The sequence below is a fragment of the Streptomyces aurantiogriseus genome (assembly GCF_014649375.1).
In the GTDB taxonomy this organism is placed as follows: Bacteria; Actinomycetota; Actinomycetes; order Streptomycetales; family Streptomycetaceae; genus Streptomyces; species Streptomyces aurantiogriseus.
Genome location: NZ_BMSX01000036.1, coordinates 42,184 through 68,244 on the forward strand (window position 1 = coordinate 42,184; position 26,061 = coordinate 68,244).

At 72.4% G+C, this 26,061-nt stretch carries 27 protein-coding genes and 3 pseudogenes; 14 read left to right on the top strand and 16 right to left on the bottom strand.

Going from position 1 to position 26,061, the window contains the following annotated elements:
• Positions 1-32 precede the first annotated feature (32 nt).
• A complete protein-coding gene (locus IE263_RS44105; protein ID WP_189943776.1) occupies positions 33-470 on the top strand; it encodes a cupin domain-containing protein in 438 nt (145 codons plus the stop codon).
• A gap of 9 nt (positions 471-479) precedes the next feature.
• Here the strand turns inward: IE263_RS44105 and IE263_RS44110 are convergent, their stop codons facing one another.
• From IE263_RS44110 to IE263_RS44120, 3 genes are all read right to left on the bottom strand, one after another.
• Complete coding sequence (locus IE263_RS44110) at positions 480-2,825, bottom strand: ATP-binding SpoIIE family protein phosphatase (protein ID WP_189943777.1); 2,346 nt, start codon at positions 2,823-2,825, stop codon at positions 480-482.
• A gap of 83 nt (positions 2,826-2,908) precedes the next feature.
• Entirely contained in the window at positions 2,909-3,376 is a 468-nt protein-coding gene (locus IE263_RS44115) for a peroxiredoxin (protein WP_308430824.1), read from the bottom strand.
• Positions 3,373-3,753, bottom strand: coding sequence for a DoxX family protein (locus IE263_RS44120; RefSeq protein WP_189943778.1), 381 nt, complete (start codon positions 3,751-3,753; stop codon positions 3,373-3,375). The genes IE263_RS44115 and IE263_RS44120 overlap by 4 nt, the downstream gene beginning before the upstream one ends.
• Positions 3,754-3,906: 153 nt before the next feature.
• Between IE263_RS44120 and IE263_RS49225 the strand changes: the two are divergent.
• A pseudogene (locus IE263_RS49225) lies at positions 3,907-4,373 on the top strand (MFS transporter); the annotation flags it as partial.
• 2 nt (positions 4,374-4,375) lie between these two features.
• On the opposite strand, the gene IE263_RS44135 reads toward IE263_RS49225, so the two are convergent.
• Both IE263_RS44135 and IE263_RS44140 read right to left on the bottom strand, forming a co-directional pair.
• Positions 4,376-4,900 carry a MarR family winged helix-turn-helix transcriptional regulator gene (locus tag IE263_RS44135; RefSeq protein ID WP_189943779.1) on the bottom strand — a complete coding sequence of 175 codons (525 nt, stop codon included), beginning with the start codon at positions 4,898-4,900 and terminating at the stop codon, positions 4,376-4,378.
• 81 nt (positions 4,901-4,981) lie between these two features.
• Positions 4,982-5,263: pseudogene (locus IE263_RS44140) on the bottom strand (iron chelate uptake ABC transporter family permease subunit); the annotation flags it as partial.
• On the opposite strand from IE263_RS44140, the gene IE263_RS44145 reads away from it, so the two are divergent.
• Positions 5,199-5,444 (top strand): hypothetical protein, encoded by a 246-nt coding sequence (locus tag IE263_RS44145; RefSeq protein WP_189943809.1) that lies wholly within the window; start codon positions 5,199-5,201, stop codon positions 5,442-5,444. The pseudogene IE263_RS44140 and the gene IE263_RS44145 overlap by 65 nt on opposite strands.
• A gap of 106 nt (positions 5,445-5,550) precedes the next feature.
• Here IE263_RS44145 and IE263_RS44150 read toward each other — a convergent pair whose 3' ends face one another.
• The 4 genes from IE263_RS44150 to IE263_RS44165 form a co-directional block, all read right to left on the bottom strand.
• Complete coding sequence (locus tag IE263_RS44150; RefSeq protein WP_189943780.1) at positions 5,551-6,720, bottom strand: NAD(P)/FAD-dependent oxidoreductase; 1,170 nt, start codon at positions 6,718-6,720, stop codon at positions 5,551-5,553.
• The gene (locus IE263_RS44155) at positions 6,717-6,911 is read right to left on the bottom strand and encodes a ferredoxin (RefSeq protein ID WP_189943781.1); all 195 of its coding nucleotides are present in this window, start codon (positions 6,909-6,911) and stop codon (positions 6,717-6,719) included. The genes IE263_RS44150 and IE263_RS44155 overlap by 4 nt, the downstream gene beginning before the upstream one ends.
• Positions 6,912-6,964: 53 nt before the next feature.
• Positions 6,965-8,197, bottom strand: a complete 1,233-nt coding sequence (locus tag IE263_RS44160) for a cytochrome P450 (RefSeq protein ID WP_189943782.1) — start codon at positions 8,195-8,197, stop codon at positions 6,965-6,967.
• A gap of 316 nt (positions 8,198-8,513) precedes the next feature.
• Positions 8,514-9,371, bottom strand: a complete 858-nt coding sequence (locus IE263_RS44165; RefSeq protein ID WP_189943783.1) for a response regulator transcription factor — start codon at positions 9,369-9,371, stop codon at positions 8,514-8,516.
• A 303-nt stretch (positions 9,372-9,674) separates the two neighbouring features.
• On the opposite strand from IE263_RS44165, the gene IE263_RS44170 reads away from it, so the two are divergent.
• The 7 genes and pseudogenes from IE263_RS44170 to hemC all read left to right on the top strand — a co-directional run bounded on the left by IE263_RS44170 (position 9,675) and on the right by hemC (position 16,395).
• Positions 9,675-10,724, top strand: a complete 1,050-nt coding sequence (locus IE263_RS44170) for a zinc-dependent alcohol dehydrogenase (RefSeq protein ID WP_229911510.1) — start codon at positions 9,675-9,677, stop codon at positions 10,722-10,724.
• A gap of 147 nt (positions 10,725-10,871) precedes the next feature.
• Positions 10,872-11,564: pseudogene (locus IE263_RS44175) on the top strand (sensor domain-containing protein); the annotation flags it as partial.
• Positions 11,565-11,843: 279 nt separating this feature from the next.
• The gene (locus IE263_RS44180) at positions 11,844-12,824 is read left to right on the top strand and encodes an ATP-dependent DNA ligase (protein WP_444545110.1); all 981 of its coding nucleotides are present in this window, start codon (positions 11,844-11,846) and stop codon (positions 12,822-12,824) included.
• Positions 12,825-12,969: 145 nt separating this feature from the next.
• Positions 12,970-13,746: an NPP1 family protein gene (locus IE263_RS44185; RefSeq protein WP_189943784.1), complete on the top strand. Its 777-nt coding sequence runs from the start codon at positions 12,970-12,972 to the stop codon at positions 13,744-13,746.
• Between the two features lie 102 nt (positions 13,747-13,848).
• Entirely contained in the window at positions 13,849-14,865 is a 1,017-nt protein-coding gene (locus IE263_RS44190; protein WP_189943785.1) for a questin oxidase family protein, read from the top strand.
• 28 nt (positions 14,866-14,893) lie between these two features.
• Positions 14,894-15,412, top strand: a complete 519-nt coding sequence (locus tag IE263_RS44195; RefSeq protein ID WP_189943786.1) for a hypothetical protein — start codon at positions 14,894-14,896, stop codon at positions 15,410-15,412.
• 47 nt (positions 15,413-15,459) lie between these two features.
• Positions 15,460-16,395, top strand: coding sequence for a hydroxymethylbilane synthase (gene hemC, locus IE263_RS44200; protein WP_189943787.1), 936 nt, complete (start codon positions 15,460-15,462; stop codon positions 16,393-16,395).
• Between the two features lie 10 nt (positions 16,396-16,405).
• Here the strand turns inward: hemC and IE263_RS44205 are convergent, their stop codons facing one another.
• The 4 genes from IE263_RS44205 to IE263_RS44220 form a co-directional block, all read right to left on the bottom strand.
• A complete protein-coding gene (locus IE263_RS44205; RefSeq protein ID WP_189943788.1) occupies positions 16,406-16,927 on the bottom strand; it encodes a hypothetical protein in 522 nt (173 codons plus the stop codon).
• Positions 16,928-17,130: 203 nt separating this feature from the next.
• On the bottom strand, positions 17,131-17,991 hold the full coding sequence (locus tag IE263_RS44210) for an ABC transporter permease (protein ID WP_189943789.1): 861 nt from the start codon (positions 17,989-17,991) through the stop codon (positions 17,131-17,133).
• The gene (locus tag IE263_RS44215; RefSeq protein ID WP_189943790.1) at positions 17,951-18,787 is read right to left on the bottom strand and encodes an ABC transporter ATP-binding protein; all 837 of its coding nucleotides are present in this window, start codon (positions 18,785-18,787) and stop codon (positions 17,951-17,953) included. Before IE263_RS44215 ends, IE263_RS44210 begins: the two co-directional genes overlap by 41 nt.
• Positions 18,784-19,239 carry a MarR family transcriptional regulator gene (locus tag IE263_RS44220; protein WP_189943791.1) on the bottom strand — a complete coding sequence of 152 codons (456 nt, stop codon included), beginning with the start codon at positions 19,237-19,239 and terminating at the stop codon, positions 18,784-18,786. Before IE263_RS44220 ends, IE263_RS44215 begins: the two co-directional genes overlap by 4 nt.
• Before the next feature lie 241 nt (positions 19,240-19,480).
• Between IE263_RS44220 and IE263_RS44225 the strand changes: the two genes are divergently transcribed.
• Positions 19,481-20,272, top strand: coding sequence for an RNA polymerase sigma factor SigF (locus IE263_RS44225; protein WP_189943792.1), 792 nt, complete (start codon positions 19,481-19,483; stop codon positions 20,270-20,272).
• A gap of 24 nt (positions 20,273-20,296) precedes the next feature.
• Here the strand turns inward: IE263_RS44225 and IE263_RS44230 are convergent, their stop codons facing one another.
• Positions 20,297-20,632 carry an ANTAR domain-containing protein gene (locus IE263_RS44230; protein ID WP_189943793.1) on the bottom strand — a complete coding sequence of 112 codons (336 nt, stop codon included), beginning with the start codon at positions 20,630-20,632 and terminating at the stop codon, positions 20,297-20,299.
• Positions 20,633-20,737: 105 nt separating this feature from the next.
• On the opposite strand from IE263_RS44230, the gene IE263_RS44235 reads away from it, so the two are divergent.
• Positions 20,738-21,541 carry a VOC family protein gene (locus IE263_RS44235; protein WP_189943794.1) on the top strand — a complete coding sequence of 268 codons (804 nt, stop codon included), beginning with the start codon at positions 20,738-20,740 and terminating at the stop codon, positions 21,539-21,541.
• A gap of 7 nt (positions 21,542-21,548) precedes the next feature.
• On the opposite strand, the gene glgX is transcribed toward IE263_RS44235, so the two are convergent.
• Positions 21,549-23,717 (bottom strand): glycogen debranching protein GlgX, encoded by a 2,169-nt coding sequence (gene glgX, locus IE263_RS44240; protein ID WP_189943795.1) that lies wholly within the window; start codon positions 23,715-23,717, stop codon positions 21,549-21,551.
• Entirely contained in the window at positions 23,714-24,229 is a 516-nt protein-coding gene (locus tag IE263_RS44245; RefSeq protein WP_189943796.1) for a pep a2, read from the bottom strand. Before IE263_RS44245 ends, glgX begins: the two co-directional genes overlap by 4 nt.
• Before the next feature lie 293 nt (positions 24,230-24,522).
• Here IE263_RS44245 and IE263_RS44250 point away from each other — a divergent pair, with 293 nt between their 5' ends.
• Together IE263_RS44250 and IE263_RS44255 are read left to right on the top strand one after the other, a co-directional pair.
• Positions 24,523-24,819: a DUF5133 domain-containing protein gene (locus IE263_RS44250; RefSeq protein ID WP_189943797.1), complete on the top strand. Its 297-nt coding sequence runs from the start codon at positions 24,523-24,525 to the stop codon at positions 24,817-24,819.
• A gap of 81 nt (positions 24,820-24,900) precedes the next feature.
• Positions 24,901-26,061 (top strand): maltotransferase domain-containing protein (locus tag IE263_RS44255; RefSeq protein ID WP_189943798.1); only part of this gene is annotated, 1,161 nt, incomplete at its 3' end.

Genomic DNA, 26,061 nt, shown 5'->3' on the forward strand with positions numbered 1-26,061 from the left:
GTCCCAGTCGTGAGCTCCCGTCAGGAGGCCCCATGCGCATCCCGTTCCGCGTCGCCCTCACCGGCGTGGTCGCCGCCGCCACCGTCCTCGTCGGTCCGACCACCGCGCACGCGACGCCGCCCGGGCCCGGGGTCAGCGGCCGGGTCATCGCCCGGACCACCGTGGGGGACACCGACTACGTCCTGCGGGAGCTGACCGTTCCGCCCGGTCAGGCGACCGGCTGGCACTACCACGACGGGCCGGTGTACGCCGTCGTCCGGCAGGGCACGCTCACCCACTTCGACTCGACGTGCGCCTCCGACGGCGTCTATCCGAAGGGCGGCACCATCCAGGAGCCCGCCGGGCCCGGCTATGTGCACCTCGGCCGCAACCTCGGCGACACCCCGCTCGTCCTCGACGTGCTGTACGTGCTGCCGCACGGCGCGCCGTTCTCCCAGGACGCGCCGAACCCGGGCTGCCCGTTCGAGTGAGGCGGGTGATCACAGCGATGGCGTCAGGCTCTGCTCGCACCAGATCGTCTTGCCCCGGGTCGTCTGCCGGCTGCCCCAGCGCTGGGTGAGCTGGGCGACGAGGAGAAGGCCGCGCCCTCCTTCGTCGTCGCTGTGGGCGCGGCGCAGGTGCGGCGAGGTCGAACTGCCGTCGGAGACCTCGCAGATGAGGGCGCGGTCGCGGATCAGCCGGAGCTGGATGGGGGGTTCGCCGTAGCGGATGGCGTTGGTGACGAGTTCGCTGACGACGAGTTCGGTGACGAACGCGGTCTCCTCCAGCCCCCATGCGGTGAGTCGGTCGGTGGCGGCCTGCCGGGTGGCGGCCACGTGGGCGGGATCCGGGGTCACGTCCCAGGTGGCGACCTGCTCGGCGCCGAGTGCGCGGGTGCGGGCCAGCAGGAGGGCGACGTCGTCGCTGGGCTCCTCGGGCAGGACCGCCTTGAGCACGGTGTCGCACAGGGCGTCGAGGGTGGCGGCGGGTGCGGTCAGCGCGCTGCACAGCTCGGCGGCGGCACGGTCGACGTCCCGGTCGCGGTCCTCGATGAGGCCATCGGTGTAGAGGGCGACGAGCGTGTCCTCGGGCAGTTCCAGCTCGACCGCCTCGAAGGGCAGCCCCCCGACGCCGAGCGGGGGGCCGGGGGTCAGCCGGACGAGGTCTGTGGTGCCGTCGGGCAGGACCAGGGCGGGCGCGGGGTGGCCGGCGGCGGCGAGGGTGAGGCGGCGGGTGACGGGGTCGTAGACGGCGTAGAGGCAGGTCGCGCCGAGTTCCGCGACGTCGTCGCTGCCGCCGTCGTAGGCCGCGAGGTGGGTGACGAGGTCGTCGAGGTGGGTGAGGAGCTCGTCGGGCGGCAGGTCCACGTCGGCGAGGGTGCGGACGGCCATGCAGAGCCGGCCCATGGTCGCCGTGGACGGGATGCCGTGTCCCACCACGTCGCCGACGACCAGGGCGACCCGGCTGCCGGAAAGCGGGATGACGTCGAACCAGTCGCCGCCGATGCCCGCGGTGGAGCCGCTGGGCAGATAGCGGTGGGCGACCTCGACCGCCGCCTGTCCGGGCAGTCCGCGGGGCAGCAGGCTGTGCTGGAGGGCGAGGGCGGTGGTGCGTTCCCGGGCGAAGCGGCGGGCGTTGTCGACGCAGACGGCGGCGCGGCTGGCGAGCTCCTCGGCGAAGAGGGCGTCGTCGGCCTCGTAGTCGTCCGGGTCGGCGATGCGGATGCAGACGGCGACGCCCAGGGTCGTGCCGCGGGCCCGCAGCGGTACGGCGAGCAGGGAGTGGACGCCGCGGCGGTGGCGGCGTCCCTCGGGGGTGCGGGTGTCGCGCTCGGCGATCCAGCGCACGAAGTCCGGCTCGCCCGCCTGGCTCAGGACGGCGCGCCCCTCCCGCAGGGCGCGCGCGGGCGGGCTGTACGACGGGTAGATGTCCAGGTCTCCCAGATGGACGCCCGCCTCGGGGGTGCCCTGGGTGACGGAGCCGTGGGCGACGCGGCGCAGCACGATCTCGCCGGCGGGCACGGGGGGCGGCTCGTCGGCGCCGAGCACCCAGTCGAGCAGGTCGACACTGGCGAAGTCGGCGAACTGCGGCACGAGGAGTTCGACGAGTTCCTCGGCGGTGCGCACCACGTCCAGGGTGGTGCCGATGGAGGCCGCCGCCTCGTTGAGCAGGGCCAGCCGCCGGCGGGCCCAGTACTGCTCACTGCTGTCGAACGCGGCCAGGGCGACTGCGCCGACCTCGCCGTCGGAGTCGCGCAGGGGCCACATCTCGATGCTCCAGGCGTGCTCCCGGTTGAGGGACGGGGCGCCGGTGAAGCTTTCGTAGCGGACCGGGCGGCCGGTCTCGGCGACCTGGCGCAGGTGGTAATTGAAGCCCCGGCTGTGCGTGGCGTCCTCGACGGTCTCCGGGAAGTGCCGGCCGAGCAGGACGTCCTCGGGCACGCCCATGACCTTGCAGGCGGCGTCGTTCAGGCGCAGGTAGCGCTGGCGGGTGTCGAAGACCGACATCGACATGGAGGCCTGCTGGAAGGCGTGCCCGGCCAGGGTGGTTTCCGTGGCCGGGGGCGGTGCGGCGGTGAGGGTGAGGCCCGCGGGTTCGCCTCCGGGGCCGAGGACGGGGCAGGCGGTCACGGTGACGGTGACCGCGCGGCCGTCACGGTGCCGTACGACGACGGGGCCGGTCCAGACGTCGTCGAAGCGCGCCGGGAGGGCGTCGCCGAGCATCTCGGCGGCCGGTCGGCCCACCGCCTCCTCGGCCGTATGGCCGGTGAGCAGACGGGCGCCCTCGCTCCAGCCCGTCACGGTGCCCCGGGCATCGATGACGACCGCAGCGACGACGTGGTCCATGTCGTCCAGAATGGTCCCTTTGTTGCACTGCATCAACCGCTGTCCCGCCAAGTCAACGGCGGCGGGACGGGGCCTGGCGGCCCTCAGGAGCGGTGGGCGCGCAGCACCTCCAGGGCGCGGTCGGCGTGGGTGTTCATGCGCAGCTCGCTGCGCACGACCTCCAGGACGGTGCGGTCCTGCCCGATGACGAAGGTGACCCGCTTGGTGGGAGCCAGGGAGAAGCCGCGCTTCACGCCGAACCGTTCCCGCACCGCGCCGTCGGCGTCGGACAGCAGCGGCATCCCGAGAGTGTGACGGCCGGCGAACTCCTGCTGGCGGTCGACGGAGTCGCCGCTGATGCCGACGGGCTGCGCGCCCACGGCGGCGAACTCGGCGGCCAGGTCCCGGAAGTGACACGCCTCGGCGGTGCAGCCGGGGGTGAGGGCGGCGGGGTAGAAGAAGAGGACCACCGGCCCGTCGGCAAGCAGTGCGGTGAGGCTGCGGACCGTCCCGGTCTCGTCCGGCAGCGCGAAGTCCTCGACCAGGTCACCGGTCTCCAGAGCCTTGCTCACGACTGTCCCTTCGTGTTCTCGGCGACGCTGCGGGCCCACAGCACGAGGGGCACCTGCAGGGGCAGCCGGCCGATCGCGGCCGCCTTGAGCGGGGTGGGGCGGTGCCTCCAGTCGACCGCCATCTTGATGTTGGCGGGGAAGACACCGACGAAGAACGCCGCGGTGGCCAGCGCGGCCGCCTTGCGGGTCTTCGGCAGCGCCAGGCCCGCCGCCAGTGCCAGCTCGGCGACACCGCTGCCGTATGTCCAGGCCCGGGGCGAGCCCGGCAGCGCGCGGGGGATGGTCGCGTCGAACGGACGCGGTACGGCGAAGTGGGTGACGCCCATGCCGGCCAGCAGGCCCGCGAGCAGCAGGGGTGAGCGTTCGGACCGGGGCACGGTTCCTCCTCTGACGGCCTGGCGCGCGATCTTACGCGAGGGCGGGAGGCGCTCCGGCGGCGGGGCCTCCCAACTCGCCTGCGTTTCCGGGTCGGTGGGACCGACGCGGCGTGCTCCGGCCGCGGCGCAGATGCGTGCCCGGCGTGTGGCCGCGGCGGGGCCGGGGCCGGCACGGCCGCCCTGTGCGTGCTCTACGCGGGCGGCGCGGTGGGGACGCTGGCCGGGAGCCGGCTGGCCGGGCGGTACGGGCGGCTGACGGTCGTGCGCCGGTCCTACCTGGTGACGGTGGTCGCGGTGGCCGGGGTGGTGTTCGTGCCGGGCCCGGCGCTGTACGGGTTCGTCGCGCTCGCCTCGGCCGGGCTGTACGTGCCGTTCTCGCTGCACGTGACGCTGGGCCAGGACTGTCTGCCCCGGCACATGGGCACCCCGCGAGCGGCGTCACGCTGGGTTTGACGGTGAGCGTCGGAGGTGTCGCGGCCCCGGCCGTCGGAGCGCTCGCGGACACCACGTCCCTGCAGGTGGGCCTGCTCCCCCTCGTCGTACCGCCCGTGGTGGCCTGGCTGTTGTTGCGGGGGCTGCGGGAGCCCGCTCCGGCCGCGAGGGCTCCGGAGCGGACGTGATGTCAGGCGCCGCCCGTGGGCGCTTCGGACGACTGCTCGGTCTCCTCGTCGACGGCGTACGCGAGGAAGTCGTCGACCATGCGGTGGAAGAGCGTGGCGAGCCGGCGCAGATCCTCCGGGGACCACTCGGACAGGGCCAGCTGCATACCGCGGGCGCCCGTGTCCCTGACCCGGTCGACGGCCGCGCTGCCCTGTTCCGTGAGCTGGATCCGCTGGGCCCGGCCGTCGTGGGGGTCGGGGACCCGGGTGACGTAGCCGGACTTCTGCAGCTGCTGCACCGTCCGGGTCACGTGCGAGGCCTCCACCCCGAGGCGCTGTGCCAGCTCCCCCGGCCGCAGCGGCTCGGAGTCGGCGACCTGCCGCAGCAGGGCCACGGCGGCGCGGTCAAGGGGGACGCCGGCCAGCGCCATCAGCCGGTCGTGCTGGCGGGCGCGGGTGCTCAGGTAGGTGATGCGGGTGAGCGCGCGTTCGATCTCGATCACTTCCGGAGAAGCGGTGAGGGGTACGGGGAGCGGTTCGGTGGACATGCGACCCACTTTACCATCTTGTTGCGTAACTCAAGTAAGCAGTAGGCGTTCTCATACCTACCGGTATGTCTTTTCTCGGCGTCACAGCCGTCCCGCTCCCCGCTCCCCCCTGAGCAGCCATGCCAGGTACACGCCGCCCGCCACACCCGTCACCACGCCGACCGGGAGCAGGGCCGAGCCGGCGAGGCGCTGGGTCGTGAGGTCGGCGGCGGAGACCAGGAGGGCGCCCGTCCAGGCGGCGGGCAGCAGGTTCGGGCCGGTTGCGCGGGTGAGGCGGCGCGCCAGTTGCGGGGCGGCCATGGCGACGAACGGGATCGGGCCGGCCGCCGCCACCGCCATCGCGGTCAGTCCGGTGCTGGTCAACCGCACCGCCGCCACCGCGACGGTCGTCGACCCGCGCGAGGGCGTCGTCGAGGAGACGATCACCACGGGCCGGAACCCCAACCACGTGGAGGTCGCCGACGGCGTCGCCTACGTGGTCGACAAGTCCGGGGCCGGCGAGAACGGCGCCGACACGGTGACCGTCATCGATCTCGCCCACTGAGGCCTTGCCGCACTGAGGTCATGTCGCACTGAGGTCTCGCCCACCGCGAAAAGGGCCCCGGCGGGTCGTACCGGCCCGCCGGGGCCCCTCGGTCTTCCCGTCTCCGCTACGCCGCGGCGGGCACCGCCTCCTCCCAGGCCGCACCGGCCGCGATCGTCTGCCGCCACCGGCGGATCGCCCGCGGCGGCATCCCGACGGCGAGCGCCCCGCTCACCCGGTCGCCGGTGCGGTAGGCGGCCAGGAACCGCCGTTCGTCCAGGTCGCCCTCGACCACGGCGACCTCCTCGTGGCCGCGCAGAAAGCCGTACGCCTGGATCTTCATGTCGTACTGGTCGGACCAGAAGTACGGCACCGGCGCGAACGGCTTGCGGCCCTCGGGGGCGAGCAGGTTGCGGGCGGCGGCCATGCCCTGTTCGGCCGCGTTGGTACGGTGCTCGATCCGCATGGACGTACCGAACAGCGGGTTGTACCAGCGGGCCACGTCGCCCACCGCGTAGACGCCCTGGGCGGCTGCCAGGTACGCGTCGCAGACCACGCCGTCGCCCACCGTCAGTCCGCTGTCGGCCAGCCAGTCGGTGTTGGGCAGCGAGCCGATCGCGACGAGCACCTCGTCGGCCTCGACGACCTCCCCGTCGCTGAGCCGTACGCCGTCCTCGGTCACCTCGGTGACGGTGACGCCGCAGCGCAGGTCCACGCCCCGGTCGCGATGGGCCTGAGACAGCACGCGCCCGACCTCCGCGCCGACCGCGTGGGCCAGCGGGACCGCCGCCGGTTCCAGGACGGTGACCCGGGCACCGAGCCGCCAGGCCACGGCGGCGGCCTCGGCGCCGAGGAACCCGGCCCCCACCACGACCAGGTGCCGGCCCGGTGCGAGCCGTTCTCGCAGCGTGAGCGCGTCGTTCAGGGTGCGCAGCACGTGCGCCCCCTCCCCCGGCAGCCGGCGCGGCCGGACCCCGGTGGCCAGGATCAGCCCGTCGTAGGGCAGCTCGGACCCGTCGGCGAGCCGCACGGCCCGGCCGGTGAGGTCCAGGCCGGTGGCGGCGACGCCGAGCCGCAGGTCGAGGTCGAGGGCGGCGATGTCGCCGGCCGGGCGCAACTGCAGCCGGTCCGCCTCCCGTTCGGCAGCGAGGAGCTGCTTGGACAGCGGCGGCCGGTCGTACGGCAGGTACGGTTCGTCGCCGACGAGGGTGACGGTGCCGGTGTGGCCCTCGCGGCGGAGGGTCTCGACCGCCGCGAGTCCGGCGGCCGAGGCGCCCACGACGACGATCCGGTTCACTGCTCCACCAGCCGGATCGCCGCGGCCGGGCAGACCGCCACGGCTTCCCGGACGTCGTCGACGAGGCCGGGGCCGACCTGCTCCTCCAGCAGGATCGCGATGCCGTCGTCGTCCTGGTCGAAGACCTGCATGGCGGCGACGACGCACTGCCCGGAGGCGACACACTTGTCGGCTTCGAGTTCCACCTTCATGGGGTTCCCCTTCATCACGGTCGGTTGTGGTGCTGTGGCGGGACGGGGAACCGTCACCAGGTCACGGGAAGTTCGTGGACGCCGTAGATGAAGGCGTCGTGCTTGAAGCGGACGTCCTCCGGCGGAACGGCCGACGCCAGCGTGGGGATGCGCCGGTAGAGGGTGCCGTAGACGACCTGCAGTTCCATGCGGGCCAGGGGCTGGCCCAGGCACTGGTGGACGCCGAAGCCGAAGGCGACGTGGCGGCGGGCGTCGCGGGTGATGTCGAGCCGGTCGGGGTCGGGGAAGACGTCCGGGTCCCGGTTGGCGATCTCGTTGACCATGATCACGCCTTCGCCGGCCTTGATGACCTGTCCGGCGATCTCGATGTCCTCGGTGACCGCACGGCGCCGGCCGAGGTGGGTGATGTGCAGGTAGCGCAGCAGTTCCTCGACCGCCGAGGCGACCAGCGCGGGGTCGTCCGTCTCGCGCAACAGGGCGAGCTGGTCGGGGTGCTGGAGCAGGGCGTGGGTGCCGAGCGCGATCATGTTCGCGGTGGTCTCGTGGCCCGCGATCAGCAGGAGCAGCGCCATCTCCGTGGCCTGTCGGTGGTCGATCTCCCCGGCGGTGACGCGGCCGGCGATGCTCGACAGCAGGTCCTCGCGCGGGTCGGCGAGCCGCTTGCCGAGGAGGCCGGCGAGGTAGGCGGCCACCTCGCGGCCGGCCTGGCCCCGCTGTTCGGGGGTGGCGTCCCGGTGGACCATCGTCTTGGTGTGGTCCTGGAAGAAGGCGTGGTCGTCGTAGGGCACGCCGAGCAGTTCGCAGATCACCAGCGAGGGCAGCGGGAGCGCGAACTGCTCGACGAGGTCCGCGGGTCGGGGGCCGGCCAGCAGGTCGTCGATGAGGCCGTCCACGATGCGCTGTACGGCGGGCCGCAGTGCCTCCACCCGCTTGATGGCGAACGGAGCCGTCACCATCCGGCGCAGCCGGGCGTGTTCGGGGTCGTCCATCATGATGAAGCTGAGCTTGCCCTCTCCCGCCTCGGGCGAGGCCTTGGTCGGGTAACCGGGGCTGTCGGTGTCCGCGCTGACCCGCGGGTCGCCCAGCAGCGCCCGCTGCTCGGCGTAGCGGGTCACGAGCCACGGCTCGCTGCCGTCCCACAGGCGCACCTTCGTCAGCGGGCCCTGCTCCTGCAACTCCTTCAGGGCGGGCGGCGGGTCGAACGGACAGCGGTCCGCCCGGGGCATCGGGAACTCCGGGACGGCGTCCGGGGCTTCGGGGATCGGGCCGGTCACGGTGTCGGCCATGGTTCTCCTCGGTGGTGGGGGCTCCGGAGGGGCCGGAGCGCCGGGGGAAGGGGTCGAGACCTCGATGAGCACATGCAAACAGAGAGGGCTGACGCCTTCCGGTCAGATTCCTGTCAGAAACCTGACGTGGCGTGGATCACATGGCGAGTTGGACCGTAAGACGATTGTGGTGATTCTGCAATTCCCCTCAGAGGAAGGGAAGTTGTTGCTCCGCCACCACTCCCACCCTCACCGCGAAGGACGGCGCCGCAGCAAGCGCGGCACCGCCCCTGACCAGCCGAAGGCGGATGCCTTCACTGTTTGCTCAACCCCCCTCTCAGCCTTCGCCCTCATGCCTCCCCAGCCAGTAGCCGAAGCCCCGCCGAGTGTGGATCAATGCGGGTGCGTCGCAGTCCACCTTGCGCCGCAGGCGGGAGACGAGCTGCTCGATCGCGTTGTCGCCGCGGAAGTCGCCCCACACGTACCGGCTGATCTGCTCCTTGGACAGCACGCGGTGCGCGTTGACGAGGAGGTGGCGCAGCAGGCGGTACTCGGCGGGGGTGAGGTCGAGGGGGCGGGTGCCGCGCCGGGCGCTGCAGAGGGTGTCGTCGAGGACGAGGTCGCCGTAGCGCGGGGAGTGGTCCGGGCCGCCGAGGGCCGTGCCGCGCAACAGGACCTGCATCCGGGCGAGGATCTCGGCCACCCGGAAGGGCTTGGTGACGTAGTCCTTCTCGCCCAGACCGAGTTCGGGCAGGAGCCGGTCGAGGAAGTCACAGGCGGCCAGATAGAGGACCGGCGGCCGGCGCGCGACGACCGGGCGGCCGGTACGGGCGACGCCCGCGAAGTCGGGGAGGGTGGTGTCGGCGACCACCAGGTCGAACCGGTGCGCCTCGAGCCGCACCAGCGCCTCGGCGAGCGTGTCCGTGAGGCTGATCCAGTAGCCGGCCAACTCCAGGGTGGTGGCGAGCAGTTCGACGAGGTCCGGTTCGCCGGCGACGATCAGGACGTGCTGTCCGGCGCCGCGGGCGAGTGACGGTTTCTCCGTCGCGCTGCCGTACGTGGACGAGACCGTCCGTGAGGGGAGGGCGCTCGGCGCCACGGGCGGCAGGGGGTCCGGGCGGGGTAACGGCCCGACGGCGTCGAGGTCGGGCTCGGAGTGGAACGGCGGGGGCGTTGCGGGCGGCGAGGGGGCCATGGATCTCACCCTACTCTTCTGCTTGCCTGACTCAAGTAAATCTATAGCTTGCTTGACTCAAGTAATCCATATGTGCTTGCCTAACTCAAGCAACAGCGAGCACCGCACACCCGTATCGCCTGGTCACCCCTCCTTGGGGGTGACCCCGTAGACCGGGAGCCACCTTGAGCGGAGGCGGTCTCCCTGGCGCCGAACCCGTGGGGACGGGGATCGGCGCGGTCCGCGGGCCCGGCAGCCGGCTCCCTCCCCCCGACCGGCTCCGGGCCCGAGGACACCCCTCCCCCAAGAGAAAGGCTCCCCCTGATGAGCACCATGAAGTCCGTCCGGACCGGCGGGGTCGGCAAGATCGACGTCGTGGACGTCGAGCGTCCTGTGCCCGGGCCCAAGGACGCGCTCGTCCGGATCCGCGCCTGCGGCATCTGTGGCACCGACGCCACCTTCCTGCACATGGGCGGCATGCCGGCCCGCGCGCACCTGGGCGGCGACATGATCCCGGTGGCCCTGGGCCACGAGCCGGCCGGCGAGGTCGTCGAGGTCGGCGCCGAGGTGGACGGCCTCGAGATGGGCGACCGAGTGGTGGTCAACCCGCAGGACGCGCCGACCGGCATCATCGGCTGCGGCGGCAGGTACGGCGGTATGAGCGAGTACCTGCTGATCGAGAACGCCGAGGTCGGCAGGAGCGTCGCCGTCTTCCCGGACACCGTGCCGTTCGACGTCGCCTCGCTCAACGAGCCGATGGCCGTGGCCCGCCACTGTGTCAACCGCTCCGAGGCGAAGCCCGGCGACAAGGTCGTCGTGTTCGGCGCCGGACCGATCGGTCTGGGCGCCGCGATCTGGCTGAAGCTGCGCGGGGTGGAGCACGTGGTGGTCGCCGACGTCATCCCCTCCCGGCTGGAGAAGGCACTGGCCGTGGGCGCGGACGCCGTCATCGACTCCGCCGAGGAGGACGTGGCCGCCCGTCTGACCGAGCTGCACGGCCGGAGCGCCAACGCCCTCGGCCAGCCCCGGCCCGGCACCGACATCTTCATCGACGCCGCCGGTGTCCCGATCGTCTTCAACACCGTGGTGAACTCCGCCAAGTGGGGCGCGAAGCTCGTCATGGTGGCCGTGCAGAAGAAGGGCTCCGAGTTCGACCTCGGCGGCATGCTGCGCAGCGAGCTGACCCTCGTCGCCTCACAGGGCTACCCCACCGAGATCTTCGAGGTGACCCCCGAGCTGGTGGAGCACCAGGAGCGCTTCGCCAAGCTCATCAGCCACCGCGTCCCCTTCTCGGAGGCCGAGCGCGCCTTCGAACTCGCGCTGACGCCGGGCGCGGCGGAGAAGGTCGTCGTCACGCTGGACGACGAGGACTGAGCGAGCGCCGGCGCCCGACGCCGGCCGGACAGCCGGCGGGCGGGCCATGACCGGTCCGCCCGCCGAGCCCCCATCGGACAGCTTCACCGGACCGCCCCCCACCGGCTCCGCTCCCGTCGCCTGCTCCGCACGAGAGGAACGGCATCCATGCGCGCGACCCTGCGACAGGCGGGGCGGGCCACGGTCCACCTCGTCCTGGCCGCTGCCATGGCCTTCGGTTCGTACCTCTTCATCACCGTCCTGCTCATCACCGCCACGGGCGCGGTCGCGGTGGTCGGGATCTGGATGGTGCCCGAGACCGTGCTGCTGATCCGCCGGATCGCCGACGCGAAGCGGCGGTTGACGGCCCGCTGGACCGGCCGGGAGGTCCCCGAGGCCTACCAGCCGCTCACCGGTCCCCTCCCCCACCGGCTGCGCACGGCCGTCAAGGACCCCGGCACACTGACCGACCTGCGCTGGATGGTCGCGTACTACGCCTACGGCTGGCTGACGGTGCTGATCCTGCCGCTGTGGCCGGCGGCGCTCGTCGTCGACGGCGTGTGGGCCGGACTGCTGCGCCGCGCCCCGGTGGTGCTGCCGCTCGTCGTCGAACTCGCCGACCTGGAGGCCCGTTGGTCGGCCGCCCTGCTCAGGCCCTCCCCGCAGGCGCTGCTGGCCAAGCGGGTCGAGCGGCTGACCGCTACCCGGGCGGACGCGGTCGCCGCCCACGGTGCCGAGCTGCGCCGCATCGAACGCGACCTGCACGACGGCGCCCAGGCCCACCTGGTCGCCCTCTCCCTGCGGATCGGGCTGGCCCAACGGGCCCACGAGGGCGACCCGGAGGCGGCGCGCAAGCTGCTGGCCACCACTTCGGCACCGACAGACCGACGCCCGACCAGTTCCGGGAGGTCCACGCGCGGGCCCGGGAGTCCCGGTGGCCGCCGCGCGACCTCGAGCCGACGCTCATCGACGAGTGCGACATGCGGTGGACGGGCCGCCACGTCGTGCTGTACACCGACGACCGGCCCACCCACCTGGGCGCCTTCGGCTACTCCGGCGACTGAGCCTGCTCCCCTCCGTTCAGGGGAAACGCCCGTACGGTGCGCGTGGCGGGCCGCCGCCCTGTCGACACCTCACCCCGTGACCCTCCCCCTGATCGCCCCCATGCTGGCCACCCCCGGCACCCTGCCGTCCGCGGCGCAGGACGCGCGGTGGGCCTACGAGACCAAGCAGGACGGGCAGCGGGCGGTGGTCTACCTCGCCGGGGACGGGAGTGTCGTGCTGCGTGCGCGCTCGGGGGAGGACATCACCGCCGCGTATCCGGAGCTGCGGCCGATCGGCGGTGCGCTCGGGCGGACGCCGGCCGTGCTGGACGCAGAGGTGCTCGCGCTGGACGAACAGGGGCGGGCCGACTTCCAGTTGCTGCAGGCCCGGATGGGGCTGGTGCAGGCGCCCGGCAAGGCGGCGCGGCTCGCGGCGTCGGCACCCGTCCACCTCGTGCTGTTCGACGTGATGCACCTGAGCGGCCGCTCCCTCCTCCGGCTCCCCTACGCCCGGCGACGGGCGCGCCTGGAGGGGCTCGGCCTGGAGGGGCCGTACTGGTCGACGCCGGGGGCGATCGTCGGACACGGGCGGGAGGCGCTGGAGGCGACGCGCGCGCACGGTCTGGAGGGGCTGCTGTGCAAGCGGCTCGACTCGGTGTACGAGCCCGGGGTGCGTTCCCGGAACTGGATCAAGATCCGCAACATGCGCACCGCGGACGTGCTGATCGGCGGCTGGCTGCCCGGCAAGGGCCGGCTCACGGGGCTGCCCGGTGCCGTCCTCGTCGGGCAACGGGCGGGGGCGGCCCTGCGGTACGTCGGCAGCGTGGGCACGGGCTGGAGCGAGGCCGAACGTCTCGAGCTGGCGGCGCTGCTGCGGGCCGGCGCGACCGACGTGTGCCCCTTCGACCCGGTGCCGGCGGCGCCCGGCGCGTACTGGGTGCTGCCCCGGCTGGTCGGCGAGGTCCGCTTCAGCACCCGTACCCGGGCGGGCCTGCTGCGCCAGCCGTCCTGGCTGCGGCTGCGGACCGACCTCACGCCTGAGGAGTCGGCGGCCGACATCCCGGACAATCCCGTCTGATGTGCCGTCACATCCCAAGTATTGGGTTGCGCTTCACCACCGATACGCCTGCGACCTCTTGGCGCGGAAGTGAAAACCGGGGAAGCTGAACCGCCTTTTCCCCCACAGCCGTTGGGCTGCGCCCGCGATCACAGAGGAGGACGCAGTGTCGTCATCGAAGTTCAAGGCTCACCGCAGGAGATGGCTCACCGGTCTCGCCGGTGCCGCCGCGCTCGTGGTCGCCTTCCCCACGGCCGCCTTCGCCGCCCCGCCCCAGGCGCTGCCGGCCAACGCCGAGGCCGCCGAGAAGACCTTCCAGCCCGCGTTCGACTACGACACGGACGGCTGCTACTCCACGCCTGCGATCGGCCCCGACGGCACCGTCAACGGCGGTCTGAAGCCGACCGGTTCGCTGAACGGCGACTGCCGGGACGCCTCCGACCTGGACAACACCAACAGCTACTCGCGCTACAAGTGCAACAACGGCTGGTGCGCCTACATGTACGGCCTGTACTTCGAGAAGGACCAGGCCGTGTCGGGCAGCAGCATCGGCGGGCACCGCCACGACTGGGAGCACGTGGTCATCTGGGTCCAGAACAACCAGGTGCAGTACGTCTCGACGTCCAACCACGGCTCGTTCACCGTCACCGCCGCCTCCGGGGTCCGCTTCGACGGCACGCACGCCAAGATCGTCTACCACAAGGACGGCATCAGCACCCACTGCTTCCGGCTCGCCAACTCCAATGACGAGCCGCCGGAGAACCACAAGGGCACCTGGCAGTACCCGCCGCTGGTCGGCTGGAACGGCTACCCGGCCGGCCTGCGCGACAAGCTGAGCGCGTACGACTTCGGCAGCGCCAACTTCGGCCTGAAGGACGGCACCTTCGCCAACCACCTCGCGTCGGCGAAGCCGTCCGGGATCACCTTCGACCCCAACGCGTGAGCCCTTGGCCGGGATCGGTCCCGGGGCGTAGGACCCGAGCCTCGCTCGGGTTCGGCCCCCGGCCCGATCCCGGTCCGCCGCCCGGACCGTAGCGTCCGGTGCATGACCACGAACGACACGAGCGGACGGCTCGACGAGGCCTTCGAACGGCTCCACACGACGGGACCGGAACGGCTGGGACGGCTCTCCAACCACGCCCCGATGGTGGTCGAGTCCCTGGCCGCCCACGGGCAGGCCGGCGCCGTGCACCGCTGGCTGGACCGCTATCAGGACAAGCTCGAGGAGTTCCCGGACCCGGTGGCCCCGGTCACGGACGCCGACTGGCCGGAGGCCCTGGGCGACATCCGCCGCGCCGCCGACTGGATCGCCCACTTCACCCGCGCCCTCGCCGAACGCCCGTGGCGCGACGTCCTCGCCGACTGGTGGCCCCGCCTGCTGCCGGGCCTGTACGGCGCCGCCACGCACCCGGTGATCCGGGTCGGCCACGCCGTACGCGCCCTGGAGGCCGAGGAGAACGCGCCCCGCGTCGCCGAACTCGCCCACGCCCTGGGCTACTGGGCCGCCCGGCACCGCCCCGTCTCCGGCCTCACCGCGCTGCCCGGCGCGCCCACCGCGGCCGAGTCGCTGGACGCGGTTCCCGCGGTGCGGGCGGAGAGCTGGGCCTACCCGGACCGCCTGGCGGTCGTCCGCGCACTCCCCGTCTGGGCGGACGACGTGACCGACCCCGGCACCGCCCGCACCCGCCTCACCGAACTGGTCCGCGCCGCGACGCACCGCTACGCCACCCACGGCCACGGCGAGGAGACGATGCTGGTGCACGCGGCGACGGCCCCCAACGCCGTACTGCGCACCCTGGATGCGCTCCCCCGCACGCTGTGGGCGCCGAGCCTGCACGCGGCCTGGACGGCGTCCGCGGCCGTCACCGCGATGTACGCCCCGGCGGAACCGGTCGACTACGTGCCGCCCGCCCGCCTCACCGCCGAGGAGGTCGTCGAACGCGCCCTCGCCCACGGCGACGAACACGTCATCAAGCTGACCGACACCGCCCTCGACGTCGGGGACGAGCGCGCGCTCGCCGCGGCCCTGCGCTCGGTCGAACTCAGCCGCCCCCTGGCGTGAGCGCCTGCCCGCACCCGATGATGGCCGTATGGATCTTGAGAAGGAACTGCCGTACGCGGTCGACGCGGACGCGCTGCTCGCCCTGGCAGACGGTCACCACGAGCGGCCCACACGGCCGTTGGGGACGCGCGAGACCGCCGGGCACCTGGTGAAGGCGTACGCGCTGGAGGCCCCCGGCCGCACGGTCACCGAGCAGGACACCGAGGCCGCGCTGCGGATGGCAGCCGATCACCTGGCGTCCGGCCGGCAGCGGGGCTCTCTCGGTCTCGCCGTGCTGATCGTGCACGCGGGCGGCGACGGCGACTACGTCCTGGTCCACACCTGGATCGAGGGGGACATGGCGGACCTCGCGATCTTCACCGGCCCCGTCGGACGTCCGGAGCTGCTGCGCCCCGGCCGGGTGGGGCTCGCCCCCTGCGTCTGGGAGGCGGCCCTGCTGGCCCACGAGCGGGACGCGTTCTCCCGGCACGTCCTGGACGGCACCGGTCCGCTCCCCGACCGCCTCGCCGCCTGGAGCGCGGACACCGTGGCGGGCACCGTGCGATGAGCCCGACCGTCGAACGGTGACCCCTTCGAGGGTCTATCGTGTCCCGCATGTCCGTTCCGGAAATGATCCGCATCGTCTCCCGCGACTCGCCCATGGCTCTGGCCCAGGTGGAGCGCGTCCGCGCGGAGCTGGCCGCCCTGCATCCCGGTGTGCGCACCGAGGTCGTCCCCGTGAAGACGACCGGCGACAAGTGGATGGGCGACCTGTCCAAGGTCGAGGGCAAGGGCGCGTTCACCAAGGAGGTGGACGCGGCGCTGCTGGCCGGTGAGGCGGATCTGGCGGTGCACTGCGTCAAGGACGTGCCGGCGGACCGGCCGCTGCCCGCGGGCACGGTGTTCGCCGCGTTCCTGAAGCGGGACGACATCCGGGACGCCCTCGTGCACCCCGGCGGTCTCACCCTCGACGAGCTCCCGGCGGGCACGCGGATCGGCACCTCCTCGGTGCGCCGGGTCGCCCAGCTGGCCGCCACCCACCCGCACCTGGAGTGTGTGCCGTTCCGCGGCAACGCCAACCGCAGGCTGGAGAAGCTGGCGGCGGGCGAGGCGGACGCGCTGCTGCTCGCGGTCTCCGGTCTGGAGCGCATCGACCGGCGGGACGTGATCAGCGAGGTGCTGTCGCCGGAGACGATGATGCCGCCGATCGGCGCGGGCATCCTCGCCCTGCAGTGCCGCGAGGGCGACACCGATGTGATCGACGCCGTCAGCGGGCTCGGTGACCCGGCCACCCATCGGGAGGCGACCGCGGAGCGCATGTTCCTGCACGTGCTCCAGGGGCACTGCAACAGCCCCATCGCCGGTTTCGCGCGTGTCGACCGCAGCGGCGAACTGTCCCTGCGGGCCTGTGTGTTCACCCCGGACGGCAAGACCCGGCTGAACGCCCACGAGTGGGCGGGCCGCCTCGACCCGGCCACGCTGGGCACCTCGGTGGCCGTGGCGCTGCTGCGTCAGGGCGCCCGCGAGATCATCGACGGCATCCCGCACTGAGCCGGCGGCGTCAGGCGGTGCCCTCCTCGGCCTGGTCCCGTAGGAAGTTGCTCACCTGACGGGCCAGGTTCTCCCGGCCGGTCCCGGCCGCGGTCCCGGCAGCCTGCTCGTGCAGGCCGACGCCGCCGACCCACATCCGGCGCCCGGCCCACTCCTCGTCCACGCGCAGCTGGACCTGTACGTCCACCTGGCCGAGCGCGGCCTCCGGTCCGGCGGCGTACAGGACGGCGGTGGCCCGGCGCAGCGGGTAGACGTCGAAGCCCTCGATGAACTGCGAGTTGCGCCAGTCGATGAACGCGCTCTCCCCGTCGGGCCCGATCCGCACGTCGATCTGCCCGTCCTCGAGGTGGACGCCGAAGCTGCGCTCCCCGCGGTTCTCCACGGTCACCCGGAGACAGAAGTACGTCAGTCCCTCGGCCGCGTCGTCCCGCCCGCGCGGCGGCTCGGCCTGCTCCAGGCGGTGGACGCGAACCCGCAGACCGGCATGCTCGTCGTACTCCTGCCAGTCCCCGACCACGTTCGGCTCGTACACAGTCCACCTCTCGACTTGATACGGGCTGCTTCCTATCCGTGTGCTCAGTGCACTGTCAAATGAGCGGAATGCGCTGTGGCCAGGGAATTCACCCCTTTTGATCGCTGATCAAGCCGTGCGCAGGCACTATCCGCCCGAGGGCCCCGCACGGACGGTCCACGGGCGTGCCGCACATCACGTCCCGGCGTGGCGTCCCGGCATGATCAGCGAGCCAGCCGGCCCAGCAGCGCGGAGGCCGCGGTGATGCCGAGCGCGGCGGCGACGATCAGCACGGCGAAGTCGAGCGCGAGATGCGCGGGCGTGCCGAGGAGGAGGCCGCGCAGGGCGTCCACCTCGTAGCTGAGGGGGTTGACCCTGCTGACCGCCTGGAGCCAGCCCGGCATGACGTCGAGCGGGTAGAGGGCGTTGGAGCCGAAGAACAGCGGCATGGTGATCGCCTGGCCGAAGCCCATCAGCCGGTCGCGGCTGAGGACGATGCCCGCGATGGTCATGGACAGGCAGGCGAAGAAGGCCGATCCGAGGACGACGATCGCGGCGACCCCGAGCAGCCTGAGCGGGTTCCAGGTCAGGGCGACGCCGAGCAGGGCCGCGATGACGATCACCACGACCGCCTGGATCACCGACTTCACCCCGGCCGCGAACGCCTTGCCGGTGATGAGGGCGGAGCGCGGGGTCGGCGTCACCAGCAGCTTGTTGAGGACGCCGGCGTCGCGCTCCCAGATGATGTGGATGCCGTAGAAGATGGCGATGAACATCGCGGACTGGGCGATGATGCCGGGTGCCAGGTAGTCGATGTAGGGGACGCCGCCGGTGGGGATCGCCTTGAGACGGGTGAAGGTCTGACCGAAGATCAGCAGCCACAGGGCCGGCTGGACCGCCCGGGTGTACAGCTCGGTGCGGTCGTGGCGCAGCTTCTGCAGTTCGACCGCGCACATCGCGGCGATGCGGGCCGGCAGCAGCCGCCAGCCGGCGCGGGGCTCCGGCGGCCGCAGGAGCAGGTCGATGCCCTGCTCGCGGGCACGGTCAGCCGACGCGCTGAGCGGTGCGGCGGGTGCTTCGGACATCGCGGAAGTCTCCTGACTGGTCGTCGAGGCCGCTGCCCGCGACGTCGCGGAAGACGTCCTCCAGGGTGGGCAGCGGGTCCGTGGCCGCGGCGCCGCGGCGTTCGCCGAGTCCGCGGCGCAGCTCGGCCGGGGTGCCCAGGGCGCGGACGCGGCCGTGGTGCATGAGGCCGACCCGGTCGCAGTACTGGTCGGCCTCGTCCATGTAGTGGGTGGTGACCAGGACGGTCATGCCGGTGGCCGCACGCACGGCGGTGATGTGCTCCCAGACGCTCGTCCGGGCGATCGGGTCCAGGCCGATGGTCGGCTCATCGAGGATCAGCAGCCGGGGCGCGCTGACGAGCGCCTGGGCGAGTTCCAAGCGCCGGACCATGCCGCCGGAGTACGTGCCGGCGAGCCGGTCGGCGGCGCCCGTGAGGTCGACGGCGGCCAGGGCCTGGGACACACGCGCCGCGCGTTCCCGGCGGGGCACGTCGAAGACGCGGGCGAACAGGGAGACGTTCTCCCGGCCGGTGAGGTTCGCGTCGGCGGACAGCTGCTGCGGCACGTAGCCGAGCAGCCGCCGTACGCCCATGCGCTCCCCGGCCGCGTCGTGGCCGAAGACGCGGACCATGCCGGACGGGACCGGCAGCAGGGTGGTGATACAGCGGATCGCCGTGGTCTTTCCGGCGCCGTTCGGGCCGAGCAGCCCGAAGACCTCGCCCTCACGGACGGTCAGGTCGAGCCCGTCGACCGCCTTCGTCTCCCCGAAGGCATAGGCGAGCTGGGTGCAGGTGACGGCGTCGGCGGTGGTCGTCATGACTCCTCGGCCTCCTCGTGCAGGTGGACGGCGAGTGTGCGCAGGGCGGGGAGCGCGGCGCGCAGCGCCTCCTGGTCGGCGGCGTCGAGCCGGGCGAGGTGGCGGCCGACGAGCGCGGCGCGCCGCTCCTTCCAGTCCCGCAGCCGGGCCTCGGCGGCCGCAGTGAGCAGCAGGCGGGCGGCACGCCGGTCGGAGGGGTCGGTCTCCCGGACCAGGTAGCCGTCCTTGACCAGCTGGTTGACCAGTGTGGACACGGAGTTGCCCGCCAGGTACAGCTCCTTGGCCGCGTCCGACACGCCGATCCCGGGGCGGGCTTCGACCAGGCGCAGCAGCTCCACCTCGGCGCCGCGCAGGCGCGGCACGGTCAGCCCGGCGCGCAGCCGGCGCCTGAGCAGCCGCTGGATGCCGACGAGCGCGTCGGCCAGCTCTTCCGGGAAGGTCTCCTGGTCCACGAGGCCGAGATTACCTCTGTGTCAGAGATATCGAGCCAAGGGCAGGTCAAGAAACGGGGGGACAAATGATGCGCAACCGTTTCAGAACGCCCACACTGGGAATGAGCAGGAAGTGCTTCGGACAGGAGGCACGTCCGTGGGACCCCGGCGAACGGGCCGGTCCCGGGTGTGCTCTCCCAGGTCCGAGCGCGCGTCCCACGGTGTTCGTCCACCGGCACCCTCCCTGAGGGAGGCGCGCGTGATGCGTAGCACCGTCAGAACCAAGCAGCATCCCCACGACGACGCCCCGGACACCGCCGAGTCCTTCGCCCGGCTCGCGACGCTGCCCGACGGGCCCGAGCGTCAGGCCCTCCGGGACGAGCTGGTCCAGCAGTGGCTGCCCATGGCCGAGCGGATCGCCGTCCGTTTCCGGGGGCGCGGCGAAGCCCTCGAGGACCTCTACCAGGTGGCGGCCCTGGGGCTCGTGAAGGCCGTCGACCACTACGACCCGGCCCGGGGCCGCGCCTTCGAGGCGTACGCCGTGCCGACCATCACGGGCGAGATCAAGCGGCACTTCCGTGACCACATGTGGACGCTGCACGTGCCGCGCCGGGTCCAGGACCTGCGCAATCGCGTGCGGCACGCCGCCAAGGAGCTGTCCCAGACCACCCCGGGACGGCCTCCCACCGTCGCCGAGATCGCCGAGCTGGCGCACCTGACCGAGGACGAGGTGCGCACCGGGATGGAGGCGCTGGAGTGCTTCTCCGCGCTGTCGCTGGAGGCGGAGATGCCCGGCACCGACGGCTACGCCCTGGAGGACGCCCTCGGCGGCCCCGACCCCGCCTACGACACGGTGGTCGACCGGGTGGCGGTCGCGCCCTGTCTGCGGGCGCTGCCGGAGCGCGAGCGGACCATCCTGTACCTGCGCTTCTTCGGCGGGATGACGCAGAGCAGCATCGCCGAGCAGCTCGGGATCTCGCAGATGCACGTCTCGCGGCTGCTGAGCGGCTGCTTCGCCCGGCTGCGCGAGGAGGTCGTCCCCGACGGGCAGTGAGCGTGCGCGGGCGCGTCGGGCGGATCAGTCCGGCGGGGGCGCGCCCGGGAGCCGTGTGGGGCCGTGGCGGTCGAGGAGGTCCTCCAGCTCCGCACGGATCTCGTGGGGCAGGGTCCCGCCGCGCCCCCAGACGAGGATCATCTCGGCGACGTTGCGCAGCTTGACGTTCGTGTGCTGGGAGACCTCTCTGAGAACGGCCCATCCCTCGTCCGGCGTCATCCGGCCCAGGGCGACGACGACACCGATCGCCTGGTCCACCACGGCGTGGGAGGCGACGGCCTCCTTGAGCTGGTCGACCTCTTGCTGGAGTTCGAGGACCCGGTCCGTTTCGTCGCGGGATCCGCGCGGTACTCGTGGCACCTCTCCATCGTGCCACCGGCTCTCTCGGCAGGCGCCGTGGACGGTTCCGGCCGGACACTGGTGGAAGAAACGGCTGCCGCCGAAAGATCAGGGAACGCGAGTGCCATGAACGATCATCCGACATCTGCCCCCGGTCCGACGGAGGTCGTCTCCACGCACTCCGTGTTCGGCGCTCCCTGCTGGGTGAGCCTGACGAGCCGCGACCTGGAGGCCACGCAGGACTTCTACGGGGCTGTCCTCGGCTGGGAGTGGCGTCGGGGCAGGCTCGGCGAGCACTTCCGGACGGCGCTGGTGAACGGCGTGCCGGTCGCGGGGGTCGCGGCCGTCGCCTCGATGTGGCAGATGGCGGTGGCCTGGACGCCGTACTTCGCCGTGCCCAGCGCGGATGTCGCCGCCTCCCGGGTCCGGGAGCGTGGCGGTACGGTCGCGGTGGGGCCGATCTCCCTGCCGCCCGGCCGGGCGGCGCTGCTGGCCGACCGGGAGGGTGCGACCTTCGGCATCTGGGAGGGCCCGCTTCTCGGCAACTGGGAGGCCTGGCGGCAGGCGTCCCCCGCCTTCATCCGCCTGCACACCCGCGACGCCTTCGACTCGGCCATCTTCTACGGCGAGATCCTCGACTGGGCGTCCGACCGCCCCGGCTGCTGCGAGGTCCACTACGAGAGCGGCGAGGTCGTGCTGCGCAGCCGCGGCGACATCGTGGCCCGGATCGAGTCGGGGGCACTGGAGGCCGCCCCCGACCCGACGATCCGGCCGCACTGGCAGGTCCACTTCGCCGTCACGGACGTCGCGGCCTGTGCGCGGGCCGCGGAGCAGCACGGCGGCAGCGTGCTGGGCAAGGCCGTCGACGAGGCCGTGCTGCGGGACCCGGACGGCGCCCAGTTCACGGTGACCTCGCACCGGGACCGCTGAGGACGCCTCACCCCGTTCCCTCGGAGGATCCCTCGGAGCGCCTCGGAGGACGGGACAGCACGACCAGGCTGCGGGCCTCGACGGCCACCTCGGCACCCGCCTTGTACTCCGTCTCGTCCGGGACGCCGTCGGGCTCCACGGTGTCGACGCACACCGTCCAGCGCTCCGCGTACTCGGCGCCGGGCAGCCGGAAGACGACCGGCTCCCAGTAGCTGTTGAGCAGCAGCAGGAAGGAGTCGTCGACCACGGGTCGGCCCCGGGGGTCGGGTTCGGCGATGGCGTCGCCGTTGAGGAAGACGCCGACGCAGTGCGCGTCGGCGCGCTGCCAGTCCCGGTCGGTCATCTCGCGCGCGTCCGGCAGCAGCCACAGCAGGTCGGGCAGCGGCTGGCCGACGTGCCTGAGGGTCTCGCCGCGGAAGAAGCGGCGCCGGCGCAGCACGGGGTGGGCGGCGCGCAGGGCGACGAGGTGCCGGGTGAAGCCGACGAGGTCGTGCTGCTCGCGGGTGAGCCGCCAGTCGATCCAGGAGACCTCGTTGTCCTGGCAGTAGGCGTTGTTGTTGCCGCGCTGGGTGCGCCCGAGTTCGTCGCCGTGGCAGAGCATCGGGATGCCCTGCGACAGCAGCAGGGTGGCGAGGAGGTTGCGTTGCTGGCGGGCGCGCAGCTCCCGCACGGCCGGGTCGTCGGTGTCGCCCTCGATCCCGCAGTTCCAGGACCGGTTGACGTTCTCACCGTCCCGGTTGCCCTCGCCGTTGGCCTCGTTGTGCTTGTCGTTGTACGAGACGAGGTCGCGCAGGGTGAACCCGTCGTGCGCGGTCACGAAGTTGACGCTGGCGCGCGGGCGGCGCCGGTGGTGTGCGTACAGGTCGGAGGAGCCGGTCAGGCGGGAGGCGAACTCGGCCAGCGAGCCCGGTTCCGCCCGCCAGAAGTCCCGTACGGCGTCGCGGTAGCGGCCGTTCCACTCCGACCACAGGGGCGGGAAGTTGCCCACCTGGTAGCCGCCCTCGCCGACGTCCCACGGCTCGGCGATCAGCTTGACGCGGCTGATCACGGGGTCCTGCTGGATGAGGTCGAAGAACGCCGACAGCCGGGACACCTCGTGGAACTGCCGGGCCAGCGTGGCCGCGAGGTCGAAGCGGAAGCCGTCGACGTGCATCTCGGTCACCCAGTACCGCAGCGAGTCCATGATCAGCTGGAGGACGTAGGGGTGGCGCATCAGCAGGCTGTTGCCGGTGCCGGTGGTGTCGTAGTAGTGGGCCCAGTCACCGTCCACCAGGCGGTAGTAGGAGGCGTTGTCGATGCCGCGGAAGGAGAGCGTGGGGCCCTTCTCGTTGCCTTCGGCGGTGTGGTTGTAGACGACGTCGAGGATCACTTCGAGACCGGCCGCGTGCAGCGCCTTCACCATCGTCTTGAACTCGGCGACCTGCTGACCGCGGGTGCCGTGGGCGGCGTAGGCGTTGTGCGGGGCGAAGAAGCCGATGGTGTTGTAACCCCAGTAGTTGGACAGGCCCCGGTCCTTCAGCACGCCGTCCTGCACGTACTGGTGGACCGGCATCAGCTCGATCGCCGTCACGCCCAGCGAGGTGAGGTGCTCGGTCACCGAGGGGTGCGCGAGACCGGCGTAGGTACCGCGCAGTTCGGGCGGGACGTCGGGGTGGGTGCGGGTCAGGCCGCGCACATGGGCCTCGTAGATCACCGTGTCGGCATACGAGCGCCGCGGTGAGCGGTCGTCGCCCCAGTCGAAGGCCGGATCGGTGACGACGCCGAGCAGGGTGTGCCCGGCGCTGTCCTTCAGGTCGGGGCGGTCACCCGCGCGTTCGAAGAGAGAGGCGTGGTTGTCGATCTGGCCGTCCACGGCCCGCGCGTACGGGTCGAGAAGCAGCTTCGCCGGGTTGCAGCGGTGCCCGCCGGCCGGGTCCCACGGACCGTGCACCCGGTAGCCGTAGCGCTGCCCCGGACCCACTCCGGGCAGGTAGGCGTGCCAGACGAAGCCGTCGACCTCGCTCAGCGCCACGCTCCGGCTGCCGCCGTCGTCGTCGACGAGGACGAGGTCGACGCGCTCGGCGACCTCGCTGAACAACGCGAAGTTGGTGCCCTTGCCGTCGAAGTCGGCGCCCAACGGGTAGGGGTGCCCGCTCCACACGGGCACCCCTGCACTCCGGTTCGTCCGCGAGGTCACCGGGCGCCCTCCATGGCGTCGTCGGGCTCGCCCGCCGGGGCGGCGGCCAGGGCCGCCACCGGCAGCTCGCGCGGCACCTGCAGCATCTCGCGCAGGTCCGGCTCGGGCACGGTCGGCACGAGCGGGACACGCTCGCCGGCACGGGCGCGCTGCGAGAACCAGATGACCTTGCTGCCGGTGTCGGTGGCGCAGCAGCCCCAGCCGTCGCTCATCGCGGCGATCAGCTCCAGGCAGCCCCGCAGGTCCTGGTCCGGGCGCAGGTCCCGGTCGTCTCCCCCGACGGCGGTGATGAGGTGCTGGCCGTTCCACCACATCTCGATCGACGTGTGCTTGTCCGTCGCGTGCTCGTCGATGGCCTCCAGCAGCATCTCGGCACCGCGGCACACGGGCTCGACGAGGGTCTCCAGGTCCCAGTACTTCAGGTGCGCGGCCAGGATGCGCCTGACCTGTCCGACACGTTCCGGACTCACGTCCACGTCGAGGTGGTAGTAGCAGGGGACTGCGGTCTTCATCGTCGTTGCTCCTCACCGGCGAGGCTCCCGCTCCCCTCGGCCCGCAGGCCGAGCACCCCGAACACGAAGCGTGAGCGTTGATCGCTCCTGAGTCACAACCACAGTGAGGCCGCTACGCCATTCGTGCAACACGAGCACACCACGACCAAGATCCAACAGGACGTTGAGTGGTGGGCCGTGCACCATAAGTGAAGGCCTCGGGAGGTTTGACGGTTCCGCACCTCTGCTTGCAGGGCCGACCCGCTCGTCGCGGGGCGACGTACCTCTCGAACTCCCGGAAGGTGACCAGCGCCATGCTGCTACCAGCGAAGACCGAAGTGGCCAGACGTCTGCGCAGTTACCGCGCGTGGGAACGCGCGATGCTCGCGTGCCCGGGCGACCGCGCGGTGCGCGCCACCTTCGAGAACTGCGGATACACCCTCTGCGTGCTGATGGGCAAGCGGTGCGCCCGGGAGGCCGCGGACGCCGCCGAGCAGTATCTGCGCCGGGGCGCGGAAGCCCGCCCCCGGCGGGGCGGAGTGGGCCGGAGGAATGGTGTCGCACGGCTGACTGTGGTCAGGCCGGTACCGCAACTGGCTGCGGAGCGTTAGCAGTCCGTGCCCCTGCCCTGGCGGGCCGAGGCATCCGACAGCGGGCGACAGAGGCCTTGTTTCAGTCAGCGGAGGTGCAGCGTGAGGTCCACGAAGGCGATCGGCCGTATCCCGGTACGGGACGTCCAGCCGCTTGTGGAGTGCGGCAGGCGACCGGCCAAGTCCGTGGTCGGGGAGACGTTCTGGGTGACCGCGACGGTGTTCCGCGAGGGCCATGACGCCATCGGCGCGAACGTGGTCCTCAAGGGCCCGGACGGCCGCCGTGGACCGTGGACGCCGATGCGTGAACTCGCCCCGGGGACCGACCGTTGGGGCGCCGAGGTGACGCTGGACGAGGTGGGCCGCTGGACGTACACGGTGGAGGCCTGGAGCGACCCGCTCACCACCTGGCGCCGGCACGCGGAGATCAAGATCCCGGCGGGCGTCGACACGGGTCTGGTCCTGGAGGAGGGCGGGCAGCTCCACGAGCGGGCGGCCGCCCGTGTGCCGCGCGGCCCGGCCCGCACCGTGGTTCGGGAGGCCGCCAGGAAGCTGCTCGACGACTCGCTGCCGGTGTCCGAACGCTACGCCGCGGCACTGGCACCGGAGGTGGTCGAGGTCCTCGCCCGCCATCCCTTCCGGGAGTTCGTCTCCGCCGGTACCGCCATGCCCCTGCTCGTGGAACGCGAACGGGCCCTGTACGGCTCGTGGTACGAGTTCTTCCCCCGCTCCGAGGGCACGGCCGAGCATCCGCACGGGACCTTCCGGACCGCGGCCCGACGGCTGCCGGCGATCGCCGCGATGGGCTTCGACGTCGTCTATCTGCCGCCGATCCATCCGATCGGGACGACCTTCCGCAAGGGCCGCAACAACAGCCTGACTCCCGAGCCCCAGGACGTCGGTGTGCCGTGGGCGATCGGCTCGCCGGAGGGCGGCCATGACGCCGTACATCCGGAGTTGGGGACTCTGGAGGACTTCGCCTGGTTCGTGGAGCAGGCGAAGGAGCAGGGGCTGGAGATCGCGCTGGACTTCGCCCTGCAGTGCTCCCCGGACCACCCCTGGGTGCAGAAGCACCCCGAGTGGTTCCATCACCGGCCGGACGGGACCATCGCCTACGCCGAGAACCCGCCGAAGAAGTACCAGGACATCTACCCCATCGCCTTCGACGCCGACATGAACGGCCTCGTCAAGGAGACCGTGCGGATCCTGCGGCACTGGATGTCGTACGGGGTGCGGATCTTCCGTGTGGACAACCCGCACACC

Coding starts and splice junctions, on each gene's coding strand:
- IE263_RS44160 (WP_189943782.1), bottom strand. CDS start 8,197: ATGGCCGACACCGTGACCGGCCCGATCCCCGAAGCCCCGGACGCCGTC.
- IE263_RS44225 (WP_189943792.1), top strand. CDS start 19,481: ATGCGTAGCACCGTCAGAACCAAGCAGCATCCCCACGACGACGCCCCG.
- IE263_RS44135 (WP_189943779.1), bottom strand. CDS start 4,900: ATGTCCACCGAACCGCTCCCCGTACCCCTCACCGCTTCTCCGGAAGTG.
- IE263_RS44105 (WP_189943776.1), top strand. CDS start 33: ATGCGCATCCCGTTCCGCGTCGCCCTCACCGGCGTGGTCGCCGCCGCC.
- IE263_RS44110 (WP_189943777.1), bottom strand. CDS start 2,825: ATGGACCACGTCGTCGCTGCGGTCGTCATCGATGCCCGGGGCACCGTG.
- IE263_RS44195 (WP_189943786.1), top strand. CDS start 14,894: ATGGATCTTGAGAAGGAACTGCCGTACGCGGTCGACGCGGACGCGCTG.
- hemC (WP_189943787.1), top strand. CDS start 15,460: ATGTCCGTTCCGGAAATGATCCGCATCGTCTCCCGCGACTCGCCCATG.
- IE263_RS44165 (WP_189943783.1), bottom strand. CDS start 9,371: ATGGCCCCCTCGCCGCCCGCAACGCCCCCGCCGTTCCACTCCGAGCCC.
- IE263_RS44155 (WP_189943781.1), bottom strand. CDS start 6,911: ATGAAGGTGGAACTCGAAGCCGACAAGTGTGTCGCCTCCGGGCAGTGC.
- IE263_RS44235 (WP_189943794.1), top strand. CDS start 20,738: ATGAACGATCATCCGACATCTGCCCCCGGTCCGACGGAGGTCGTCTCC.
- IE263_RS44170 (WP_229911510.1), top strand. CDS start 9,675: ATGAGCACCATGAAGTCCGTCCGGACCGGCGGGGTCGGCAAGATCGAC.
- IE263_RS44245 (WP_189943796.1), bottom strand. CDS start 24,229: ATGAAGACCGCAGTCCCCTGCTACTACCACCTCGACGTGGACGTGAGT.
- IE263_RS44145 (WP_189943809.1), top strand. CDS start 5,199: ATGGCGACGAACGGGATCGGGCCGGCCGCCGCCACCGCCATCGCGGTC.
- IE263_RS44190 (WP_189943785.1), top strand. CDS start 13,849: ATGACCACGAACGACACGAGCGGACGGCTCGACGAGGCCTTCGAACGG.
- IE263_RS44215 (WP_189943790.1), bottom strand. CDS start 18,787: ATGACGACCACCGCCGACGCCGTCACCTGCACCCAGCTCGCCTATGCC.
- IE263_RS44250 (WP_189943797.1), top strand. CDS start 24,523: ATGCTGCTACCAGCGAAGACCGAAGTGGCCAGACGTCTGCGCAGTTAC.
- IE263_RS44210 (WP_189943789.1), bottom strand. CDS start 17,991: ATGTCCGAAGCACCCGCCGCACCGCTCAGCGCGTCGGCTGACCGTGCC.